We start from the raw sequence: 20,466 nt of genomic DNA, 5'->3' as shown, positions 1-20,466 counted from the left end.
TTCCTCGTATGTTACTTTATAAATTTAATTTGATTTTATTAAGCTGATTCTAGAAATGAACGTTATAGACAAAGAAAGAGCATTGCTTGCTGCAGTTAGCCAAATTGAAAAAAGTTACGGCAAAGGTTCTGTCATGAAACTCGGTCAACGTCCTGCTGTAGATGTTGAGGCAATACCAACAGGATCGCTAGGGCTTGACTTGGCACTCGGTATAGGTGGGTTACCCAAGGGAAGAATTATTGAAATTTTTGGACCGGAAAGTTCGGGAAAGACCACTTTAACTCTACATATGATTGCTGAAGCACAGAAGAAAGGTGGTACTTGTGCTTTTATTGATGCAGAACATGCTTTAGACCCAGCATATGCTAGAAAACTTGGCATAAATATTGACGAGCTTATTATTTCTCAACCAGATACTGGAGAGCAGGCACTTGAAATAACTGATACTCTAGTACGCTCTGGAGCTATTGATATGGTCGTTATAGATAGTGTCGCTGCTCTTGTGCCTAAAGCAGAGATTGAAGGGGAAATGGGTGACTCTCATATGGGGTTACAAGCTAGATTAATGAGCCAAGCACTTAGAAAACTCACTGCATCAATTTCAAGAACTAATTGTATAATTATTTTTATTGTCCCACTTTGGGAGAAAAACCCCGCACTTGCAGTGCGTCGTTTCAACATAAATTTTAAATATCTTATCAAGAAAAGATAAGAATGAATCATACAGATATTTTTTAACAAAATCTTACACTTCACAGATATATTTTTTTGTGTTGTGACACTTTCTAAATGAGCCATACACAAATAGTTTCTAACTTTTAAGTTAGTACATACATGAGGCATTCATGCCGTAATATTAAGCTCTGCACTTGCAGTGCAGAGTGGTTAACTAACCAAATTAGAATGAAAATAGGTGTCATGTTTGGTAGTCCAGAAACTACCACAGGTGGTAATGCTTTAAAATTTTATGCCTCAGTAAGGCTAGATATTAGAAGAGTTTCAACAATCAAGGATAAAGAAGATATAGTAGGAAGCCAAACTAAGATTAAAGTTGTTAAAAACAAAGTCTCTCCACCGTTTAAAACGGCAGAATTTGATATAACGTATGGTAGTGGTATTTCTAGAGAAAGCGAGATAATTGATCTTGCTGTTAAATTTGAAATAATAGAAAAATCGGGGTCTTGGTTTTCATATAATGACACTCGTATAGGTTAAGGTAGAGAAAATGTTAAACATTACCTAAGAGAACACCCTGCTATCTGCTCTGAAATAGAACAACTAATTCGTCAAAAATCTTCTCATAATACTAGTGTTACTTTTGATAGCAAAACGATAACTATAGAAGAGGAAGAATAGAAATGATAGATTTAACTGCTAAAAAATCTCTAATTACTGGAGCATCTGGGACAATTGGTGGTAGCATTGCTAAGCTATTCCACTCTCTTGGTAGTCATGTGATAATTAGTGGTAGTAACCAAGAGAAACTACAAGAACTTGCAAATAACTTAAAAGATAATTATACGATAGTACCATGTAATCTAGCAAATATTGATGAATGTACTAACTTGGTGTCTAGTCTTGAGCAAATCGACATTTTAGTTTGTAATGCCGGAATCACTAAAGATATGCTGGCAATAAAAATGTCCAATGAAATGTTTGATCAAGTTATAGATATAAACTTAAAAGCTAGCTTTATTCTAAATCGTGAAGCGATAAAGAAAATGATGAAAACTCGTTATGGTAGAATAATTAACATATCATCTGTGGTTGCAGCTTCCGGCAATCCAGGACAGGCAAATTATTGTGCTTCCAAAGCTGCTTTGATCGGTATGACAAAGTCTCTAGCAATTGAGGTAGCAAGTAGGGGTATCACAATTAATGCAGTTTCTCCTGGTTTTATTAAATCAAACATGACCGATAAATTAAACGAAGCTCAAAAAGAGGCTATAATGCAAAAAATTCCTCTTAGAACTTTCGGAGAAGCCGAAGATGTTGCAAACGTAGTAGCTTTCCTAGCAAGCGACAAAGCTTCCTACATCACCGGTCAAACTATCCATGTTAATGGTGGAATGTTGATGATATAATTGAAGAAGTGAAATTATTAAATGGAGCGACGCCTATTGTAATAGGCGAGCGAAGACGATGCTACCTACTTCTCATCAGTTGACTATAGTAACCTCAACCTCAGTTCGATATAAGAATTATTAATTCTTATGTCGATACTTGCTTTGTTATAAGGAAAAATGCACTCTTGAAGCGGCTGACGCAAGTGCATTTTAACTTTTTTCATCATTCAATATGTGATTTTAATTATTAAAATCACATATTGAATGGAGTATTATATTTTAACAATCAGGTGGGCAGCCCCTTCAAACCTGATTGTTTCTATATCTAGTCCGTCCGCCAAAAATATTTAAAGCCCCCCATAATCTATGATTGAATAAAATTTTTACAAAAAAAATTCTAATATTTGCACTAAAATTAAAAATTGTTTTCAATTTTATTGAAAAATTTCTGTTTTAGTAAAATTTTTACATGAGCTTATTGTTAACGATTTTTTTTAATCGTTTAGCAAGTTTTTTAATGATAATTTTTTTATGTAGAGTTAGGCATGATGTGTAAATGATTGGCAATACATCGTAAATTCAAACCTATAGCAGAGATTATTGGATTGATCACATCTCCTATCACACCCTTCAAGAAGTTTCTGCCCATCCTACCATATTGTTTCAAATGCCCTATTATTGGTTCTATAGCACTGCGTCTCCTGATCATACACTTGTCTTCTTTCAATAACTTTTTCCGAGTTTTTGGGGTATATACCTTACTCTTCTCTTTAACATTGCTGCCAGTATAACCAAGATCAACAAACGATTTTTTTATCTTTATTCCAGTTACATTTTCTACCGCTTCAAAACTCTGCTGCAATGTATGACCATCATAAGGATTATTATGAAACGATTTTGCTGACAGTACAAAATTTCTACGACCACTGACTACTACCGCAACTTTATTGCCAAACTCATATGGCTTGTTTCGTTTTCCCTTCCCTATACACTCTACCTCAGGGGCATGAAAACTATACAATATTTTATTCTGTTCTTTGTATTGCTTTTTCTCTTCTCTTTTTAAAACAGATTGGCTATGTATTTGTTTTACTTTTTTCAATACTTCTTGATCTCTGATAGATAAGTTTAATTTCTGATTTTTTATCTCACGCTCACATATTCTAACCAAACGACCAAGTAACGTTTTTAAATGCTTCATTATTTTCCAACGCTTCTTGGCTTTGCTATGCTCTTTATACTTCCAGAGCTTTATTATATCTCGCTTATAGGTTCTAGCGTAGGTTTCGTTTAAACTTATACCCAAACTTTGGCAAAGCTTCACAATACTAAGCCTAGCTTTATCCATTAAATAAACATCATGTGGGTGCTTGATATTCTTAATGGTTTTGTCGCATCTATAAATCATACTACATCAAGATTGTTAAAACTAAGGTTTTGGACATTATGATGCCATTAACATAGCAAAATTCTCAAAAGTAGAAAGATTATCATTAGCTCCAATTATTTGTCTTTTTTGCATCATACGAATATTTTCTATACCGGTAATAGTCATTTCTGCAGAATGAAAACTCTTAAAACCAAGCATTGGCTTTGTACGTTTTTTGATAAACCTATGATCTTGTTCTACAAGATTATTCAGGTATTTGGTCTGAATAACCTTAATTTTATAATCTTTAGGAACTTCTGTATTCAAATCATTAAGAGCAGCCGTATTACTACCGCTTTTATCAATTACTACTTTCTCAGGAAAATTATTCTCTCTAAAGGCTTTACGAAAAAATGCAAGTGCTGCAGGCTTGTCTCTATGCTTACGTAGCAGAAAGTCTACAGTATTACCAAGACTATCTAGTGCTCTATATAAATAAACCCATTTACCGTTTAATTTAATATAAGTCTCATCCATTCTCCAACTACTACCAACTGGCTTCTTTCTTTTTCTAACCACCTGATCTATCAATGGTACAAATTTTATAACCCATCTTTGTAATGTAGAGTGATCAATTTTTGCTCCCCTTATACTCATCATTTCTTCCAAATCTTGATAACTTAAAGAAAATCGGCATTTCATATAGACAAATAACATTATTATTTCTGGTGAAGAACAAAATCCTTTGAAATATGATAATAATCTTGCAGTAATACGAAACATCTTAACATCTTTTTTAGATCATTATATCAATCTTTTTTCTATTGTCCAACATATGCGACAGAACCAGAGCAAAATCCTTTAAAATACTTCAAAAGTTTTGGCGATATTTGGAATACCATAATGCTATTTTTTAGCTCCATATACCACATATCATCATACTTGGCAATAGATGCGACAGAACCATTTTTTTAGATCAACAAAAAAATCAACTTAATCTTTTTATAATTTCCTCTCTGCAAAGTAAGGGTAATATGACCGACATTTCTGGTCCGGATGCCATTCCCGTTATAGCAAGTCTTAAAGGCAGAAATACCTCCTTGCCTTTTTTATCAGTAACGACCATAATTTTTTTAGTCCATATGCTCCAGCTATCAAGGGTTATTGGTTCGTCTGGTAACAATATAGCTGCCTGTTTTAAAAAATCTTTATCTAATCCTTCAACTTTGGATGGTGAGTAACAAATATTCCACCAATCTTTTATTTCATATAATTTTTGCAAATTAGCTCTCACTGCCAACCAAAACTGTTCAGTTACTTGCTCAGCCTTAATCTCTCTTAAGCGATCTTTTACTTCATCAAAACTAAGGATAATTAGTAATTTATGATTCAGACGTTCTAATTCTTCCGGCAAATAAGTTGTTGGACTTTTAGAAAAATTATTAATGTCAAACTCTTTTATTAGCTGATCTAAATTCTTAAACGATACAATACTTGATGACGAACCAATTAAACTAAAAAAACTGTTAATTGCCATTGGTTCTAATCCAATTTCATCCCTTAGAGCAGCGATCTCAAATCCTCCTATTCTTTTAGATATTTTGTCATCTCGGCTAATAATTAGACCAAGATGAGCAAAATTCGGTATACTCTTTTGATTTGAGTATAGTTCTTCCTGTAGGGCTTCAAACATTTGTAGCTGAATTGCCGTATTAGTTACATGATCCTCGCCCCTAATAATATGGGTAATCGAATAATCAATATCATCAATAACTGAACAAAGCATATAAGTCATACTATTATCTTCTCTGATAACTATCGGATCACCAAGATTTTTCCCATCATATTTAACTTCACCCTTAATCATATCTTGCCATATAATTGGAGTATGCGATACCAAGAATCGATAATGTGCCTTTCTTCCTTGACTAATGTAATCGTTTATTTGTTGTTGAGTTAAATTCAAAGCTGCACGATCATATATAGGAGGGAGTCCTCTAGATAATTGTAATTTACGCTTTAATTCAAGCTCTTCCTGAGTCTCAAAACAAGGATATAATTTATTTTTTTGTAATAATAATGTTTTTATCGCCTCATACCTATCAAGCCTATTAGATTGACAAAAAGTTTGATCCCAGTTAAGTCCTAGAAATTTCAAATCCTGTTCAATAGCGTTTTTATATTGTTGCTTGCTACGTTCAAGATCGGTGTCATCAAACCTTAAAATGAATATGCCATTATGCTTTCTAGTATATAACCAATTTATAAGAGCTGTTCTACTATTACCTATATGCAGCATACCTGTTGGTGATGGTGCGAATCTTGTGATAACCCTTCCCATAATTTTATCTTAACCGCTTATTGTACTTTTTTCTTTTTTGTTGTAGCATTCTTTTTAGAAGTTTTTTTTGCAACTATTACCTGCTTGCCATTATCTTTCTCTTGTTTATTCTTTAACTTATTATTACTAGCTTCAATTATTTCTACAGCGATCTCTGTTGTTATGGTAAAAGGATCGTATCTTTTTGGTATTGAAATAAACCTATCAAGATATTTAAGATACGGGCCATATCTACCTATACCAAGTATAATCTCTTGTTGAGATTCAGGATGCAAACATAATTTAGCCGGTAACTCAAGCAACCTCATAGCTAAAGCAAGAGTGACATCATTTTGGGCAATAGAAGGTGGCAATGATGCACGCTTTGGCTTTTCACCCTTGGCAACTTGCTCACTAGTCTGTACATATAAACCATATGGACCTTTCTTTAGAAAAACATCAAAACCATCCTTATTTACTCCTAATAGTTTGTTCTCTTCCATAGTAGTAGTAACATCATCACTATTTTTAGAGGTAATTTGTTTTTTGAAAGTACATTCTGGGTAATTACTACAAGCTAAGAATGCTCCAAACTTACCAAGCTTTAGATCTAATTGACCTGTAGAGCAGGATGGGCAAATTCTTGACTTGTTACTTTCTGACTTTTCTCCAAATAAGTGATAATCTAAGGCTTCTTCAACATAAATAATTATATCAGATATTTTCTTTCCACTAACTACTTCTACATTGTTATTAAACCCATCCCAGAATTTTTTTAGTAAAGACTTCCATTCTATTTTACCTTCTGCCACCTCATCTAAATCATTTTCAAGATCAGCTGTGAAATCATATTCCACATATTTCTTAAAAAAACCTGTTAAAAATGTTGTAACTAAACGCCCTAATTCCTCTGGAAAGAATCGTTTTTTCTCAACAACTACATATTTTCTATCTTGCAACACTGATATAATCGAAGCATAAGTAGACGGGCGACCAATACCAAGTTCCTCAAGCCTCTTTACTAAACTAGCTTCAGAATATCTTGGTGGCGGATCAGTGAAATGTTGTGCTGGATTCACTGAATCTGTAATTAATTTCTCGCCTTCTTTTAGCGGTGGTAGAAGCCTATTTTCTTCTTCTGTTTCATCATCTAGACCTTCTTGATAAATTTTATAAAAACCATCAAACGCAATAATTGAGCCATTTGCTTTGCATGTAAATTCTTTATCTTCTGTACAGTCAATTGATGAGAATTTGGTGACGTCGTCACTCGTCGCTCGCCTATTATCTATAGGCTTCGCTCCATCGTGCCTAGCATCAAATCCTCCTGAATTGACTGTATCAAGCTGAGCTACTACCAAATCAATAATAACATTTTCCATTTGGCAAGCTACCGTCCTCTTCCAAATTAGGTCATAAAGCTTGTAAAAATCTTTATCTAGTTTATCCTTTAACTTTTCTGGTAGCAGGGTAATATCAGTTGGTCTAATCGCTTCGTGAGCTTCTTGGGCATTTTTAGCTTTAGATTTATAAACTCGCTGGCTAGCTGGCAGATATTTATCCCCAAAATTCTTATCTATCAACTGACGTATTTGCTCAACAGCTTCACTAGCAAGAGTTGTCCCGTCCGTTCTCATATAAGTGATCAAACCTATAGTTTCATTACCTATATCCATACCTTCGTAAAGTTTTTGGGCAATTTGCATAGTCTTCTTAGCAGTAAACCCTAATTTTCTTGCAGCTTCTTGCTGCAGCGAAGAGGTAATAAAAGGTGGTTGCGGTTGACGTTTTTGCTGTTTTTTTTCTATAGAGGCAACATGAAAATTCTTTAGTTTTATTTTCTCGACTAGATCATTGGCAGCTAGTTCATTAGTAATTGAGAATTTCTCTAATTTTTTACCATTAACATGAGTTAATCTTGCTAAAAAGGGTTCATTATTACTATTAAGAATATTAAGACTAATATCCCAATATTCTTGCGATTTAAAACGTTCAATTTCGTCTTCTCGTTCGCAAATAAGTCTCAGTGCTACAGACTGGACTCTTCCGGCTGATCTACATCCTGGCAATTTACGCCATAATATCGGCGATAAAGTAAATCCTACCAAATAGTCTAAAGCCCTCCTTGCTTGCTGAGCATTAACCAAATCAATATCAATCTTTCTTGGGTTTTCAATTGCATGTAAAATAGCTTTTTTTGTAACTTCATCAAATGCTACTCTTTTAAAGAAATCACTAGATTTAACCAAGTTTCTTTCTTTTATTATTTCTGCAACATGCCAAGCAATTGATTCTCCTTCTCGGTCTCGATCTGTTGCTAGATAAACCATTTCAGCCTTGGCAGCATCTTTAGTTATTGCTTCAACATATTTTTCTGCTTTATCTGATATAATATATTTCATAGCAAAATCTTCATCTGGCAGAACTGAACCATTTTTTGATGGTAAATCTCTAATATGCCCAAACGAAGCAATAACTTTAAAACCATTATCTAGATATTTATTTATCGTTTTCGCCTTTGCTGGCGATTCTACTATTACTAATTTCATATTTATTTATAAATTAAAGATATCTTGTTGCCAGGATATCTAGTTATTTTTCCAGCCAGTTCTAGCTCCAGTATTATCATATATATAACCTGCAAAGGTAGCTGCGTTTGATGCAAACAATCAAAATTTATAGGAGTTGAAGATAAAAGCTCCTTAACTTTCATACGCATATCGTTGGTAATTGGATTAGCATATTTTATATCTAACGCTTTAAACTGGTTATTCTCAGCTGAATCATTCGCCACATCCTTAGATTTGCTGACAACCTTAGAAAAATGCGGTAGATTAGTTACTATATCTTGGGTAGATTCCACCATATATGCTCCTTCCTTGATAAGTTTATTAGTACCCTGACACCTAGGATCTAACGGAAATCCCGGCACTGCGAATACTTCTCTATTCTGTTCTAAAGCAAACCTTGCTGTTATTAATGATCCAGATTTTAGGCTTGCCTCAATTACTACCGTTCCAAGAGATATACCAGAAATCAATCGATTACGTTGTGGGAAATGTTGTCCAAGAGGTTTTGAACCTATTGGTAATTCAGCAATTATTAACCCCTCTTGCTGAATTTGTTCGAATAATTTAACATTTTCTAGGGGATAGACATGATCAATTCCTCCAGCGATAACTCCTATTGTTTTAGAGATATTAACTTGATGCACTGCCGTATCAATACCTCTTGCAAGTCCAGAAACCATTATATAATCTGCGTCTGTCAATTCCTTAGCGATTCTAGCTGCAAAGGCACAACCATTTACTGAAGCATTTCTTGCTCCAACAATTGCTAAACATCTTTCGTGTGATAATAACCCGATATTGCCCTTATAACTTAGTATAGGCGGGCAATCAAAAATCTCTAACAATAACCTTGAATATTCTAAAGACTTATAGGTAATAATTTTGGCGTTATTCTTTTCCAAAAGCTCAAGTTCTTTACTTGCCTCACTTTGTGAAAATACCTTTACTGGTTTAGAGCGTCCACCTCGCAGTGAGAATTCTTGTATATTTTCAATTGCAGTACTACTACTACCAAATATCTTTATTAAACTCCAAAAAGTCCTTGGACCAACATTTTCACTCCTAATTAGTCTTAGAATATCAATTGTTTCTTTTGTATAAGATACTCGGTTAGTATCCAAAAATAGCTCCTTAAGCATCAAATCTCTTTCTTTGGCTTTAAGCTTACTTTGACATAAATTATCCCTTACGCGAATTCGAGATAAGAATTTGTCAATTCTTATCCCAAATTGGAGTCTCTTAGATGATATTTGCAGTATATAACAAAATTTTCCCCCACTAAATAAAAAAACAATTAATTTCTAACTAGAGAAGTTTAAAAGCTACAACTAGCGGTAGAAACCTGCATAAACCTATGCGTGTCATATATGGTAATCTCGATGTCATCTCTAGCTACGGTATACGGTACATTGGTATTCGTAGCTAGCAATGACATCTACTGATCCGGCAAACCTACTCTATATACTATAATTTTTCTGCATTGGAAGCTAAGTAATCTGCTACTCCTTTATGTGATGGGGTAATACCTTCATCACCTTTATGCCACCCAGCTGGACATACTTCACCATGCTTGGCATTATAGTCTAGGGCATCTATCAGTCTTATTACTTCATCAATATTTCTACCAATTGGCAAATCATTAACTGACAAATGGCGTACTATGAATTCTTCATCAATAACAAAAGTACCACGCAGTGATATTCCATCATCATGAAGTACATTATAACTATGTGAGGCATTTTTATTAAGATCTGCCACCATAGGAATTTGGATATTGCCAACACCACCTTTATTGTAAGGAGTATTCTTCCAAGCCAAATGAGAAAAATGCGAGTCAACGCTTATTGCTATTAACTTTGTATTTCTTTCAGTAAATTCTCCTAATCTATTATTAAAGGCTATAATTTCTGATGGACAAACAAAAGTAAAATCTAGGGGATAAAAAAACAATACAACTTTATGACCCTTAGCATAATTTTTAAGATTAAATTCAGATTCTATACTATTATCAGGCATAATAGCTTTAGCTGTAAAATCCGGTGCAGCTTTTCCAACGAATACTTGCATTTTAAATTCCTTCAGTTTCAAGTGATTAAAAATATTTCTTATGATAACCTTAAGTATCGATGTAGCAAATTAATACTAGGCTCAAGTAATTATCCTCATTAGGGGTGATGTCACCCTAGGCTATTAAACCGATGTCTTACATCGAACTCAAGTTATGATACACAAAATAATAATGTATTACAATACCAAATCTTAAATGAATTAGCAGAGTAATTTAAAAATTGCGATCAATAGTTGAGTGTATGTCATAATCGGAAATGGTACGAGAACTATAAGTCATGTAATAAATAATCTCTCACCTTACGTATATTGCTCGTAAATGAAAAGTTGGTAGACGATAGTATAACTTCAAGAAGAGCTAGGCAGTAGCAAAGTCGAGCGGCGTAGCGTACATGAGTAACTAGGCAGCTTCGATCTTTGGTCGCGGGAACGCCAATTCTTGAAGTTCTACCTGAGTATATAAGGTGAAATAATCAGCAATTTCTTTAAATTATTAAGCCTTTTACTTGTGATTTCCATAGTTTTTTGTACAATTTACTGTTTTTTAGTAATTCCTCATGTTGTCCATCTTCAACTATGCTACCTTCATTAAAAACCAAAATTCTATCCATATTCAACAAAGTTGATAATCTATGAGCTATAACTAATACAGTTTTATTTTGCATTAAGTAATATAGAGAATCTTGTATCAACTCCTCAGTCTTACTATCTAGACTACTTGTTGCTTCATCAAGAATTAATATTGGAGCATTCTTTAATATTGCCCGTGCTATTATTATTCTCTGCCTCTGACCACCTGACAAGTTATTACCCCTTTCACCACATAAGCTTTGGTATCCTTCTGTTAGGCTCTCAATAAATTCATGTATATGAGCTAGTTTTGCTGCCTCTATTATCTCTTCTAAGCTAGCATCTTTTTTTCCATATCTAATATTATCCATGACTGTCCTATGAAATAGGATTGGTTCTTGCGGTATTATAATAATATTTTCTCGTAAAGAATCTTGAGTTACATATCTAATATTTTGCCCATCAATTAGAATTTCTCCTTGGTCTATATCGTGCAACCGTGTAATAAGATTAATAAAAGTTGTTTTTCCTGAACCAGAAAATCCTACTAATCCGACCCTTTGTTGACTCAAAATTGTAACGGATTTATTCTCAAATAAATTATTATTATGGTAATATTTAAAACTAACATTTTTAAATATTATCTCACCTTTTGTAACCTTTAGAAGATGGGCATTCTCAATATCTTCTATAATATGAGGTTTCATTAATGATACACTTTGATTAAAAGAACCAAACTCTTCGAACATATCTCCTACTTCCTGCGTTAGATCCCAAATTTCACTACTAACCGTTATAGATAAAGTAAGTATCAACACGCAATCTCCTATAGTTATTTGCATTTGACTACGAAGTTGAGCTAGATAATAAACCATTATAAAAATCATTATAGAACAAGCTATGCCTAGTACAATACGTAGCTTAAACATAAAGAGTTGCATAATTTGTTCATTAACTACAGCATCATCTATCCTTACTTCTAGATTCTGACGTTCAAATTTATGAGAAGTAAACATCCGTATTGCACCAATATTTGCAATTGCATCAACAATACTGCCGGCAACTATTGATTTGCTTCGTGCATAATTTACTGAATATTTGTTTATTGTACTTGAACAGATAACACTAGTCCCTACAAAAACACAAATATGTATAAGGAATATAGTAGCAAATATTTGATGTATCCAGTACATTGTTCCAAGAGCAAAAACAATTATAGCTAGTTTGTATAGAATTTTCTCTCCAAATAAAGACAAAACCATTTCAAAAGATCTAGCCCCTTCAGTAATACGATTGGTAATATGACCAGCAAGGTTTTCTTGAAAAAATCTATGATTATGGTACTGAGTGTAATTATACATTTCGTCTAATATCTGAGCTTTGATATATGGCATGGTTTTTAGATAAATATAATCATAAATTCGCCACATAGTATTTACACATACCCACCAAAATGCATATATTATTGCCCAAAACAACATGGAGGAAGGTAGGTCTTTAACTGTTTCATTAGAAAAAGACTCAATCAAATTTATAACTTTTTGTAGCAACACACTATCAATAGCTGGTACCATTCCCCGTATTATGCATAACACCCCTAAAATAGTTAGTTTAATTCTTCTTTTCTTTAAAAAATAGAAAAATAACCTTATTGCAGACTTTGAAAAATCAAAACCTTCTAACACAGCACACACCTCATTACAAAAAAAACTAATTAGACTAAATAACCTAAATTAATCTAACAACAAACTCTTGCCACCTTATTATACCAATTGCAATAATTAACACGGTGTATTTATCCAGTCTCTATACATAATTGATTTTACTAAATCTACATTATGAGCAAGTTGATTCCAAGCGTAACAAGCCATAGTGACGATATCTTCATATACACCATAACATTGGTTAGACAAGTAATGATTCTTGATCCATTCCCAAACTTGTTCCATTGCATTAAGTTCCGGTGCATAGGGCGGAAGCGGTATCAAAGTGATATTGCTTGGCACAGTTAGTTTTTTGGCTGTGTGCCAACCTGCATTATCCGTTAGTAAAGCTATATGTCGGTTGCCTTGAATACTGCGAGAAAGGTCTTCTAAGAATTTATTCATTGCCTGTGTGTTTGCATATGGTAAAATTAATGCAAAAGCTTCTCCTGTATCATGGCAAGCAGCTCCATAAATATATGTTGAAATGAATTGCTGTTGCCGAACTTTACGGGGTCTAGTGCCACGCTTAGCCCATATACGAGTTAAGCTACCTTGTTGCCCAACTCGAGTTTCATCTTGAGACCATATATCAACTTTACATCTATCGATATTTTTTGGTAATAATTCTGTTAACATATCTGGAAAGTTTTTTTATATGTATTTTGAGTCTCTTGATTTGACTTTGGATGCATTGAACGAGAAGTAATCCAGCTAAAACCAAGGCGGTGCATAGTATTGTAGACTGTTTTTAAAGCACATTTAGCACCATATTCCTCAAGTAACATGATATGTAACTCCTTTCCAGTTATATACCCACCAGTTTTACTTTCACTGAGCGTATTGATTTTATCAAAAAGAGCAGACTCTTGTATAGTGTTAATCTTCCTAGGGGCACCGCTTCTTTGTGATTCAAATAATCCTTCAAAACCATGATTCCTAAATCTTCTGAGCCATGATTGCACAGTTTTCCAGTGTGACTTCACTATTTCAGATATGGCTTTAAAAGATTTGCCTAATTGAAGGTGATACATTGCCAATAAACGTATACGATTTCGACCATGCGGCTCATGTTTCATCATTTTTATAAAATCATGACCTTCAAAACCTTGCGGTAATATTAACCTAGCTATTTGATTACCTTTTATCAGTTAAAAAACCATTTTATAACACTGCGTTAATTATTGCAATTGGTATTACTAAACTGTTATAAAAACGTACAGAATATCTGAAGTTGTTTAGAATGAAAGAAAAAAACGCACCTATTTTGAATACCCCAACTAAGAAAACTACAAACTCATTAGATACTGATAATAATCCCTTTTTTAATGTTAGGTATATTTGTCAATCAACGACTCTAATTACTGAATCTATACAAAAAGGCTTTGATGTTGCACAGTTACCTAATGGAGATATTACAGTTACAGAAATTAAAACAGTAAATGTTCACTATCATTGGGATTCTTTTAAACAAAAATTTGTTAAAGTAAGCCAAAGTTAGCATTATACACTATAAATATATTATTTTTTTGCAAAATATACTTAGTGTATGTATAATATGTTATATAATTAAGTGAATCGATTGTGTAATTAATTTATGGTAATAATATGCTACTTAAGAACATAATAACCTTCATTGCTGTTACTTTATATTTTAGTCTATCAATATGTTTTGCAACTACTATGCCAAGTAATAACAATCCAGCAGCACCATTAGAAGCATCAGCTCCTACTGCATTAACTGCATCTGTTACAATACTAAATGCTTGGGCAAGACCTTCTGCTACTGTTAGCAAAAATAATAATTCTGCAATATATTTTGAGATTTTTAATGACTCTGACCTCGATTACAATTTGGTAAATGTTTCTTCAGATATAGCTAACAAGGTTGAATTACATAAAAGTTTTGTTGATGAAAAAGGGGTTAGTAAAATGGTAAGACTTGATAAGCTAGTCATCCCAGCTAAAAGTAGTGCTATTTTACAACCGGGTGGTATGCATATTATGCTCTTGGATCTAAGAACTATATTAAAAGTTGGTGATAATTTTGATTTATCCTTATATTTCGATAATGGTCTTCAGAAAGTTGTTCAAGTAGAAGTAAAAACAAAGTAGTTAGTCGTTCTTATGATAGACCTCTTTCGAAACTCGCTTATGCTGAGGGATTTGAAGGAGACGCTTCACCTCGAACCGCAGCGTACTCTAATTCCGTTACGGATTCGAGTACCGCATCATTGTTCAAATCACCAGCAGAAGTAGAGTTTCGAAGGATGTCTAATGAATGGATATTTGCCTTATATGCCAGCTATTGTTAACTCTAGTATCGGTAGTCTAGATGTCATCCTATGCTGGCAAAGCTTTCCTTGTTTGTTGTTCCCATTCTTTAGATCATCCGAGTATACTCTTTTGCTCCTACGAATTGTTTTTTTAAAATATCATGGATTCGCATGCTCATCATTCATTCAGGAGTTTCGCAGTTAGCAAAATTGCGAATCAGCTAAAAGGCATCTAATGTTGTTCTGAATTGATGTTTTTATAACTTCCCAAGTTTGTTGATATAAAGTAATTTTTTCATTTATCCTCCTTTTGTTCATATCGAGCCAAGCAAATACAGCAAGGCAAATATGATTTCTCTGAGCTCGACCCGTGCGTGCCTGACAGCGTTCAATACCACAAGTTTGTTTTAATTCTCGATGATAAACTTCTATAGACCACCGTGCCTTAACAATTTTCTCTATTTGTTCACGTGTTGGATTTTCTAAGTTAGTTGTTATGTAATCAATGCGACCATTTTTTGCCACAAACTTAAATACCGTAACCCAACCGTATCCACGTAGGTGAATTTTTAGTCCCTCATCAGGAATCTCTAAACTTTCTAAGCTAACATTATGATTAACTTTTCTATTTTTTCTTAGGTTACTAACCCATGTCCAACCTAAATTACGTATATGTTTCAAATTCTCCAAACCGCTATACCACGCATCCATTACTACTGCATCAGGATTGATCCCTCTTTCCTTAGCTAAAGTAAGCATATCACAAAAATGCTCATTCTTTGTTTTTCCATCAGTTTCTTTATCATATATTCTATAATCTACAGGGGTAGATTGATCAGTTTTAGCATTGTAATGCAGTAAGTTGACCATCCCTATACCAGGTATAACATCATGTACAGCTCCAGAATATTGATAATGTACAAGCTCAATTTTCTTACTGTATTGCTTTGACAATAACGTGTCATCTCCCACTAATAAACAAGAAGCTTCCCTATCAATATATTTTGACACTTCTCTGTAGATCCCGCTAGGGCGGAAATCCTTACTATTTAACCATCGACTTGCACTATCATGAGATAGGTTTATTGGACTTACTTCAGATAATGCTTTACCACTATATCTTACGCTACTTGCTTGTAAAAATGATTTATATAAGTCTTTGCTACATTTTGATCTTGCCATGCTTAACTAAAACTCTTTCTTGCTAGATTAACATATTTTTTGCTAAGTGCGAAACTCCTGTCATTTTCAAATCCAATTCTTCAAATCATTTGAGTATATACCAGGAGTTTCGCAGTTAGCAAAATTGCGAATCAGCTAAAAGGCATCTAATGTTGTTCTGAATTGATGTTTTTATAACTTCCCAAGTTTGTTGATATAAAGTAATTTTTTCATTTATCCTCCTTTTGTTCATATCGAGCCAAGCAAATACAGCAAGGCAAATATGATTTCTCTGAGCTCGACCCGTGCGTGCCTGACAGCGTTCAATACCACAAGTTTGTTTTAATTCTCGATGATAAACTTCTATAGACCACCGTGCCTTAACAATTTTCTCTATTTGTTCACGTGTTGGATTTTCTAAGTTAGTTGTTATGTAATCAATGCGACCATTTTTTGCCACAAACTTAAATACCGTAACCCAACCGTATCCACGTAGGTGAATTTTTAGTCCCTCATCAGGAATCTCTAAACTTTCTAAGCTAACATTATGATTAACTTTTCTATTTTTTCTTAGGTTACTAACCCATGTCCAACCTAAATTACGTATATGTTTCAAATTCTCCAAACCGCTATACCACGCATCCATTACTACTGCATCAGGATTGATCCCTCTTTCCTTAGCTAAAGTAAGCATATCACAAAAATGCTCATTCTTTGTTTTTCCATCAGTTTCTTTATCATATATTCTATAATCTACAGGGGTAGATTGATCAGTTTTAGCATTGTAATGCAGTAAGTTGACCATCCCTATACCAGGTATAACATCATGTACAGCTCCAGAATATTGATAATGTACAAGCTCAATTTTCTTACTGTATTGCTTTGACAATAACGTGTCATCTCCCACTAATAAACAAGAAGCTTCCCTATCAATATATTTTGACACTTCTCTGTAGATCCCGCTAGGGCGGAAATCCTTACTATTTAACCATCGACTTGCACTATCATGAGATAGGTTTATTGGACTTACTTCAGATAATGCTTTACCACTATATCTTACGCTACTTGCTTGTAAAAATGATTTATATAAGTCTTTGCTACATTTTGATCTTGCCATGCTTAACTAAAACTCTTTCTTGCTAGATTAACATATTTTTTGCTAAGTGCGAAACTCCTGTATACGTGAATCTCCTACAGTTTTGCGAAACTAATTACGTCAGTTCGGGATAAGATATAGATGAAATAGTAATAGATAAAAGGATTGTCAAAAAGGAGTGCCTGCAGTATTTATATTTTTAAACAAAAAAACAAACTACAGGCATGAGAAAAGATATCACAGAATTATATAGTTTTATAGATGATTTTTGTAAAATTTATTTGGAGTATGAACAGAGTATAATGGACTGAAAAAATTAGACAAAGAAGCAGGTATTTTTGTTTCTCAATAAGTATAGAATAATAAATAAAATTAAAGAGAAACAAATGGGTAAAAAACAAATTAAAAATTTTAGTGCAGAAGCAAAAACTAAAATAGTATTAGAGATGTTAAAAGAAGAATCAACAATAGGTCAGTTATCGGTCAAATATGAAGTAACGGCTAAAACTATGCAAAACTGGAAACGACAATTTTTAGATAATGCGTCATTGGCATTTGAGCCAGCAAAAGCTGTTAGTGAGTACAAAGGGCAGATTAGTGAACTTAAGAATCAAAACGATGAACTTGCAAAAGCATTAGGTAAGGCTACAGTCGAGAGGGACTGGGCGGTGGGAAAGCTAAACAGCTTGGACTTATCAAATAAGAAAAGTCTTGTCGACCCCAAGCTGAGTACGTTAGCAAAGACAAGGCAATGTGAACTATTAAAGATAAGCAGATCTGGAGTATATTATAAAGCTAAAGTAATGAGCTTATATAATCTTGATATTTTAAATAGAATAGATGAAATATATACGGATAACCCTGAGTATGGTTATCGTTATATATACAAACAATTATTGGAAGACGGCTTTAATGTGGGCAGAGATAGGGTGCTTAAATATATGGGAATAATGGGTATAGAAGCTATTCATCCTCATAAAAAGCAATCTACTTCTGTGAAGGATGGTCAACATAAAATTTATAGCTATTTGCTTGAGCCGTACTGGCACAAATCAGGAACGAATAGAACTATTCATGTACCTTATGTTAATCAAGTGTGGAGTGGTGACATTACTTATATTAGAACTAACGGAGGATTTATGTATCTTGTGGCGATTATAGATTGGCATAGTAAGGCAATACTAAGTTATAAAGTATCTAATTCTATGGATGCATCACTTGTAACCGATGTATTAAAAGATGCACTGAATAAATACCCTGCACCACAAATATTCAATAGTGATCAGGGTAGTCAATATACTGGACATGAGCATACGGGAATTCTAAAAGAGAATAATATACAAATCTCAATGAACGGTAAGGGTAGAAGCATTGATAATATTGTGATTGAAAGATTTTTTAGAACTTTAAAATATAATTGTATATTTATAAATGATTTTAAAAATATCGCAGAACTTAAAGATGGTATTGATAAATACATGGATAAATATAACAATCAAAGATTCCATTCAAGTATTGGTTATAAAAAACCGATGAACGTGTATCTTGATTACTTACAAAATGCAGCTTAAAAATTATGTAAAATGGGAAACAAAATTAGTGAAAAATTTGTCTTGAAAAATCAGTCCAGTTTCACATTTTAGTTCTATTAAGATAAGCTATTTTATTTTCTAGATTAGGTAAGTAAGCGGCAGAAGTAAAATTAGAATATAAAGAAATATCAGTAGAATATGTGCCAATGTTAAGTCTGTTGGTAGTATTAGCTAAAGAGTTAAAGATAGAATCAGGTAAAGTAGGTGTAATAGTAGGTTTTGTCGCATCTATAAATCATACTACATCAAGATTGTTAAAACTAAGGTTTTGGACATTATGATGCCATTAACATAGCAAAATTCTCAAAAGTAGAAAGATTATCATTAGCTCCAATTATTTGTCTTTTTTGGGCTCTGTACAAATAAGTGTGTAAATTTTTCAAAGGTTATATAAAAATATAATATAACAAAAGGAGAAATTATAATGCACCAAAAACAAAATGAAGCAATGAATCAAGCGATAGATTTATTAATAAATAATGATACAGATATATCAACATTACTTAAAGAGGATGGTTTATTAAAACAATTAACCAAACGGCTTGTAGAGAAGGCATTGCAGTCAGAGATGAATAATCATTTAGGATATGATAAATATTGTCATACTGATAGTGATAATGTTCGTAATGGTAGGAATGTAAAGAATCTAGTAACAAATAATGGAGTTGTAGAGATTGAGGTTCCAAGGGATAGAAGTGGTACATTTGAACCTGCATTAATTCCGAAGCGTCAAAGACGTATTGAAGGATTTGATGATAAAATAATATCATTATACGCTAAAGGAATGAGCTTATCTGATATTAAGATTCAAATGCAAGAATTGTATGGAGCTGACGTTAGCGAAAGTTTGATAAGTCAAATTACTGATGATGTAATTGAGGATGTCAAGATATGGCAAAGCCGACCATTGGATCGAGTATATGCTATAGTATTGAGTATATGCTATAGTATTTTTTGACTGTTTAGTAGTAAAAGTACGTCAAGATAAACGAATTATCAATAAGTCTGTATATGTAGCATTAGGTATTGATTTATCTGGAAGGAAGGATATTTTAGGATTGTGGATCAGTGAAAATGAAGGAGCGAAATTTTGGCTTGGTAATTTTACTGAGATGAAGAACAGAGGTATGCAAGACATGCTTATTGCTTGCAGTGATAATTTAACCGGTATGTCTGAGGCAATAGAAGCAGTTTTTCCGAAAATCGAACATCAATTATGTATTGTACATCAGATTAGAAATAGTTTAAAATATGTATCATATAAAGACCGAAAAGAATTAGCGGCTGATTTAAAGCCTATATATACTGCTAGCACAGAGGAAGAAGCACATCTTGCTTTAGAATCTTTTGAAGCTAAATGGAGTAAACAGTATCTACAAATTGCTAAATCTTGGTATGTTCATTGGGAAAATTTAATGGTTTTTCTAGGATACCCTGAGGCGATAAGGAAAGTAATATACACAACTAATAGTGTAGAATCTGTCAATAGCCAATTACGTAAGGTTACTAAGAATAAACGGGTTTTTCCAAATGATAATGCCGTTTTTAAGACCTTGTATTTGGCAATTGATTATATGACCAAGAAATGGGTTATGCCGATTCCAAACTGGAACGCAGCTATGGCTCACTTTTTGATAAAATTTGAAGGTAGAATTTAAGCCCTATGAAAAATTTAC

The 20,466-nt window shown here is 33.3% G+C and carries 16 protein-coding genes and 4 pseudogenes; 7 read left to right on the top strand and 13 right to left on the bottom strand.

The annotated features are described in order from the left end of the window. Positions 1 to 55: 55 nt before the first annotated feature. Positions 56 to 631: pseudogene (gene recA, locus AAHN00_RS00685) on the top strand (recombinase RecA); the annotation flags it as partial. Here the strand turns inward: recA and AAHN00_RS00680 are convergent. Then, positions 541 to 798 carry a hypothetical protein gene (locus tag AAHN00_RS00680; RefSeq protein ID WP_342271805.1) on the bottom strand — a complete coding sequence of 86 codons (258 nt, stop codon included), beginning with the start codon at positions 796 to 798 and terminating at the stop codon, positions 541 to 543. The pseudogene recA and the gene AAHN00_RS00680 sit on opposite strands and share 91 nt — an antisense overlap. 93 nt (positions 799 to 891) lie before the next feature. Between AAHN00_RS00680 and AAHN00_RS00675 the strand changes: the two are divergent. Next, positions 892 to 1,356: pseudogene (locus AAHN00_RS00675) on the top strand (DNA recombination/repair protein RecA); the annotation flags it as partial. A gap of 2 nt (positions 1,357 to 1,358) precedes the next feature. Beyond that, the gene (gene fabG / locus AAHN00_RS00670; protein WP_342271804.1) at positions 1,359 to 2,084 is read left to right on the top strand and encodes a 3-oxoacyl-ACP reductase FabG; all 726 of its coding nucleotides are present in this window, start codon (positions 1,359 to 1,361) and stop codon (positions 2,082 to 2,084) included. Positions 2,085 to 2,595: 511 nt separating this feature from the next. Here fabG and AAHN00_RS00665 read toward each other — a convergent pair. The 10 genes and pseudogenes from AAHN00_RS00665 to AAHN00_RS00625 form a co-directional block, all read right to left on the bottom strand. Next, positions 2,596 to 3,474 carry a transposase gene (locus AAHN00_RS00665; RefSeq protein ID WP_342271803.1) on the bottom strand — a complete coding sequence of 293 codons (879 nt, stop codon included), beginning with the start codon at positions 3,472 to 3,474 and terminating at the stop codon, positions 2,596 to 2,598. Positions 3,475 to 3,510: 36 nt separating this feature from the next. Continuing rightward, on the bottom strand, positions 3,511 to 4,218 hold the full coding sequence (locus tag AAHN00_RS00660; protein WP_342271802.1) for an IS6 family transposase: 708 nt from the start codon (positions 4,216 to 4,218) through the stop codon (positions 3,511 to 3,513). Positions 4,219 to 4,423: 205 nt separating this feature from the next. Then, on the bottom strand, positions 4,424 to 5,776 hold the full coding sequence (gene gltX, locus AAHN00_RS00655) for a glutamate--tRNA ligase (RefSeq protein WP_342271801.1): 1,353 nt from the start codon (positions 5,774 to 5,776) through the stop codon (positions 4,424 to 4,426). Between the two features lie 17 nt (positions 5,777 to 5,793). Beyond that, positions 5,794 to 6,294, bottom strand: a complete 501-nt coding sequence (locus AAHN00_RS14905) for a topoisomerase C-terminal repeat-containing protein (protein WP_410521462.1) — start codon at positions 6,292 to 6,294, stop codon at positions 5,794 to 5,796. A 6-nt stretch (positions 6,295 to 6,300) separates the two neighbouring features. After that, a pseudogene (gene topA / locus AAHN00_RS00650) lies at positions 6,301 to 8,304 on the bottom strand (type I DNA topoisomerase); the annotation flags it as partial. A 2-nt stretch (positions 8,305 to 8,306) separates the two neighbouring features. Then, on the bottom strand, positions 8,307 to 9,464 hold the full coding sequence (gene dprA, locus AAHN00_RS00645) for a DNA-processing protein DprA (protein WP_342272712.1): 1,158 nt from the start codon (positions 9,462 to 9,464) through the stop codon (positions 8,307 to 8,309). Positions 9,465 to 9,789: 325 nt separating this feature from the next. Continuing rightward, positions 9,790 to 10,392: a peroxiredoxin gene (locus AAHN00_RS00640; protein ID WP_341747226.1), complete on the bottom strand. Its 603-nt coding sequence runs from the start codon at positions 10,390 to 10,392 to the stop codon at positions 9,790 to 9,792. A 485-nt stretch (positions 10,393 to 10,877) separates the two neighbouring features. Next, positions 10,878 to 12,647, bottom strand: coding sequence for an ABC transporter ATP-binding protein (locus AAHN00_RS00635; protein ID WP_342271799.1), 1,770 nt, complete (start codon positions 12,645 to 12,647; stop codon positions 10,878 to 10,880). 96 nt (positions 12,648 to 12,743) lie between these two features. After that, entirely contained in the window at positions 12,744 to 13,304 is a 561-nt protein-coding gene (locus AAHN00_RS00630; protein ID WP_342270961.1) for an IS630 family transposase, read from the bottom strand. Beyond that, a complete protein-coding gene (locus AAHN00_RS00625; RefSeq protein WP_342271056.1) occupies positions 13,298 to 13,747 on the bottom strand; it encodes a helix-turn-helix domain-containing protein in 450 nt (149 codons plus the stop codon). The genes AAHN00_RS00630 and AAHN00_RS00625 overlap by 7 nt, the downstream gene beginning before the upstream one ends. A 161-nt stretch (positions 13,748 to 13,908) precedes the next feature. On the opposite strand from AAHN00_RS00625, the gene AAHN00_RS00620 reads away from it, so the two are divergent. After that, the gene (locus AAHN00_RS00620; RefSeq protein ID WP_341755938.1) at positions 13,909 to 14,166 is read left to right on the top strand and encodes a DUF2671 domain-containing protein; all 258 of its coding nucleotides are present in this window, start codon (positions 13,909 to 13,911) and stop codon (positions 14,164 to 14,166) included. A 182-nt stretch (positions 14,167 to 14,348) separates the two neighbouring features. Continuing rightward, complete coding sequence (locus tag AAHN00_RS00615; protein ID WP_342271798.1) at positions 14,349 to 14,780, top strand: copper chaperone PCu(A)C; 432 nt, start codon at positions 14,349 to 14,351, stop codon at positions 14,778 to 14,780. Between the two features lie 362 nt (positions 14,781 to 15,142). On the opposite strand, the gene AAHN00_RS00605 is transcribed toward AAHN00_RS00615, so the two are convergent. Both AAHN00_RS00605 and AAHN00_RS00600 read right to left on the bottom strand, forming a co-directional pair. After that, positions 15,143 to 16,123 (bottom strand): transposase, encoded by a 981-nt coding sequence (locus tag AAHN00_RS00605; protein ID WP_342271025.1) that lies wholly within the window; start codon positions 16,121 to 16,123, stop codon positions 15,143 to 15,145. Positions 16,124 to 16,238: 115 nt separating this feature from the next. After that, positions 16,239 to 17,219: a transposase gene (locus AAHN00_RS00600; protein WP_342271025.1), complete on the bottom strand. Its 981-nt coding sequence runs from the start codon at positions 17,217 to 17,219 to the stop codon at positions 16,239 to 16,241. A gap of 365 nt (positions 17,220 to 17,584) precedes the next feature. On the opposite strand from AAHN00_RS00600, the gene AAHN00_RS00595 reads away from it, so the two are divergent. Then, positions 17,585 to 18,769 carry an IS3 family transposase gene (locus AAHN00_RS00595; RefSeq protein WP_342270912.1) on the top strand — a complete coding sequence of 395 codons (1,185 nt, stop codon included), beginning with the start codon at positions 17,585 to 17,587 and terminating at the stop codon, positions 18,767 to 18,769. Between the two features lie 445 nt (positions 18,770 to 19,214). Then, positions 19,215 to 20,448 (top strand): annotated as a pseudogene (locus tag AAHN00_RS00590) (IS256 family transposase). Positions 20,449 to 20,466: the final 18 nt, after the last annotated feature.

It is taken from the genome of Candidatus Tisiphia endosymbiont of Parasteatoda lunata (genome assembly GCF_964030955.1).
Classification (GTDB): Bacteria; Pseudomonadota; Alphaproteobacteria; order Rickettsiales; family Rickettsiaceae; genus Tisiphia.
This window is presented reverse-complemented; position numbering and strand designations above follow the sequence as displayed.

Bases quoted from the DNA above. Each gene is read 5' to 3' on its own strand.
- dprA (WP_342272712.1), bottom strand. From the start codon at position 9,464: ATGCTTAAGGAGCTATTTTTGGATACTAACCGAGTATCTTATACAAAA.
- gltX (WP_342271801.1), bottom strand. From the start codon at position 5,776: ATGGGAAGGGTTATCACAAGATTCGCACCATCACCAACAGGTATGCTG.
- AAHN00_RS00595 (WP_342270912.1), top strand. From the start codon at position 17,585: ATGGGTAAAAAACAAATTAAAAATTTTAGTGCAGAAGCAAAAACTAAA.
- AAHN00_RS00615 (WP_342271798.1), top strand. From the start codon at position 14,349: ATGCCAAGTAATAACAATCCAGCAGCACCATTAGAAGCATCAGCTCCT.
- AAHN00_RS00660 (WP_342271802.1), bottom strand. From the start codon at position 4,218: ATGTTTCGTATTACTGCAAGATTATTATCATATTTCAAAGGATTTTGT.
- fabG (WP_342271804.1), top strand. From the start codon at position 1,359: ATGATAGATTTAACTGCTAAAAAATCTCTAATTACTGGAGCATCTGGG.
- AAHN00_RS00625 (WP_342271056.1), bottom strand. From the start codon at position 13,747: ATGATGAAACATGAGCCGCATGGTCGAAATCGTATACGTTTATTGGCA.
- AAHN00_RS00640 (WP_341747226.1), bottom strand. From the start codon at position 10,392: ATGCAAGTATTCGTTGGAAAAGCTGCACCGGATTTTACAGCTAAAGCT.
- AAHN00_RS00665 (WP_342271803.1), bottom strand. From the start codon at position 3,474: ATGATTTATAGATGCGACAAAACCATTAAGAATATCAAGCACCCACAT.
- AAHN00_RS00680 (WP_342271805.1), bottom strand. From the start codon at position 798: ATGGCTCATTTAGAAAGTGTCACAACACAAAAAAATATATCTGTGAAG.
- AAHN00_RS00605 (WP_342271025.1), bottom strand. From the start codon at position 16,123: ATGGCAAGATCAAAATGTAGCAAAGACTTATATAAATCATTTTTACAA.
- AAHN00_RS00630 (WP_342270961.1), bottom strand. From the start codon at position 13,304: ATGTTAACAGAATTATTACCAAAAAATATCGATAGATGTAAAGTTGAT.
- AAHN00_RS00620 (WP_341755938.1), top strand. From the start codon at position 13,909: ATGAAAGAAAAAAACGCACCTATTTTGAATACCCCAACTAAGAAAACT.
- AAHN00_RS00600 (WP_342271025.1), bottom strand. From the start codon at position 17,219: ATGGCAAGATCAAAATGTAGCAAAGACTTATATAAATCATTTTTACAA.